This window comes from Pseudomonas sp. SDO5591_S426, from assembly GCF_054070755.1.
On record NZ_JBSVXD010000386.1, the window covers coordinates 1 to 1,629 of the forward strand.

The window sequence follows — 1,629 nt, forward strand, 5'->3', positions numbered from 1 at the left end:
CATCACCGTAGACTGATCCACCGCCATCGCGAGCAAGCTCGGCTCCTACAGGTTTTACGCCATAGCCGCCGCGAAACCGTCCGGTCATGGCATAATCCGTCACCTTTTTTCTCCAGCACCTGTAAAGGGGGCAATTCCTTGACCGTTTCAAGCAAAACGTTGCACCTTTTCGGCATCAAAGCCTGCGACACCATGAAAAAGGCGCGCACCTGGCTCGATGAACACGCTGTCAGCTATGACTTCCATGATTACAAAGCGGTCGGTATCGACCGTGAACACCTGACCCAGTGGTGCAACGAGCACGGCTGGGAAGTGGTGTTGAACCGTGCAGGCACGACCTTTCGCAAGCTCGACGACGAACGCAAAGCCGATCTCGACCAGCCGAAAGCCATCGAACTGATGCTCGCACAACCTTCGATGATCAAGCGCCCGGTGCTCGATCTCGGTGACCGAACCCTGATTGGCTTCAAGCCAGATATCTACGCGGCCGCACTCAAGTAAGCAGCCCGTTTCAATTTGTTAGAGGTATCAACATGTCCACTACCCTGTTCAGCCTGGCCTTTGGTGTCGGCACTCAAAACCGTCAAGGCGCATGGCTGGAAGTGTTCTACGCGCAGCCATTGCTCAACCCGTCGGCCGAACTGGTCGCTGCCGTTGCACCGATTCTCGGTTACACCGAAGGCAACCAGGCCATTACTTTCACCACCGCCCAGGCTGCGCAACTGGCTGAAGCCGTGAAAGGCATCGACGCCGTGCAAGGCAAGCTGCTGACGCGCTTGGCCGAAAGCCACAAGCCGCTGGTCGCGACCCTGTTGGCCGAAGACGCTCAACTGTCGTCCACCCCTGAGGCGTACCTCAAGCTGCACCTGTTGTCCCACCGTCTGGTCAAGCCGCACGGCGTGAGCCTGGCCGGCATCTTCCCGCTGCTACCAAACGTGGCGTGGACCAGCCAAGGTGCTGTTGACCTGAGCGAACTGGCGGAAATGCAACTGGAAGCGCGCCTGCGTGGCGAGCTGCTGGAAGTGTTCTCTGTGGACAAGTTCCCGAAAATGACCGACTACGTGGTGCCGGCCGGCGTGCGTATCGCTGACGCTGCACGTCTGCGCCTGGGCGCTTATGTAGGCGAAGGCACCACCGTGATGCACGAAGGCTTCATCAACTTCAACGCCGGCACCGAAGGCCCGGGCATGATCGAAGGCCGCGTTTCCGCTGGCGTATTCGTCGGCAAGGGTTCGGACCTGGGCGGCGGTTGCTCGACCATGGGCACCCTGTCGGGCGGCGGCAATATCGTGATCAAGGTTGGCGAAGGCTGCCTGATCGGCGCCAACGCCGGTATCGGTATTCCATTGGGCGACCGCAACACTGTTGAGTCGGGCCTGTACGTGACCGCTGGTACCAAAGTGGCGCTGCTGGACGAGAACAACAAGCTGGTCAAAGTGGTGAAGGCCCGTGAACTGGCTGGCCAGGCTGACCTGCTGTTCCGTCGCAATTCGGAAACCGGCGCCGTGGAATGCAAAACCCACAAATCGGCAATCGAACTGAACGAAGCGCTGCACGCTCACAACTAAGCCACACGACCACCCGCACCTCTGTAGGAGCGAGCTTGCTCGCGATGGACGTCAACGAAAA

Annotated in this window: 2 protein-coding genes; both read left to right on the top strand. The window is 59.3% G+C overall.

Annotated elements, in window-relative coordinates; genetic code table 11:
• The first annotated feature begins 138 nt into the window (after nucleotides 1–138).
• Nucleotides 139–501, top strand: coding sequence for an ArsC family reductase (locus ACW9JC_RS30170; RefSeq protein WP_046816507.1), 363 nt, complete (start codon nucleotides 139–141; stop codon nucleotides 499–501).
• A gap of 32 nt (nucleotides 502–533) precedes the next feature.
• Nucleotides 534–1,568, top strand: coding sequence for a 2,3,4,5-tetrahydropyridine-2,6-dicarboxylate N-succinyltransferase (gene dapD / locus ACW9JC_RS30175; RefSeq protein ID WP_457459624.1), 1,035 nt, complete (start codon nucleotides 534–536; stop codon nucleotides 1,566–1,568).
• Nucleotides 1,569–1,629: the final 61 nt, after the last annotated feature.

Bases quoted from the DNA above. Each gene is read 5' to 3' on its own strand.
- dapD (WP_457459624.1), top strand. From the start codon at position 534: ATGTCCACTACCCTGTTCAGCCTGGCCTTTGGTGTCGGCACTCAAAAC.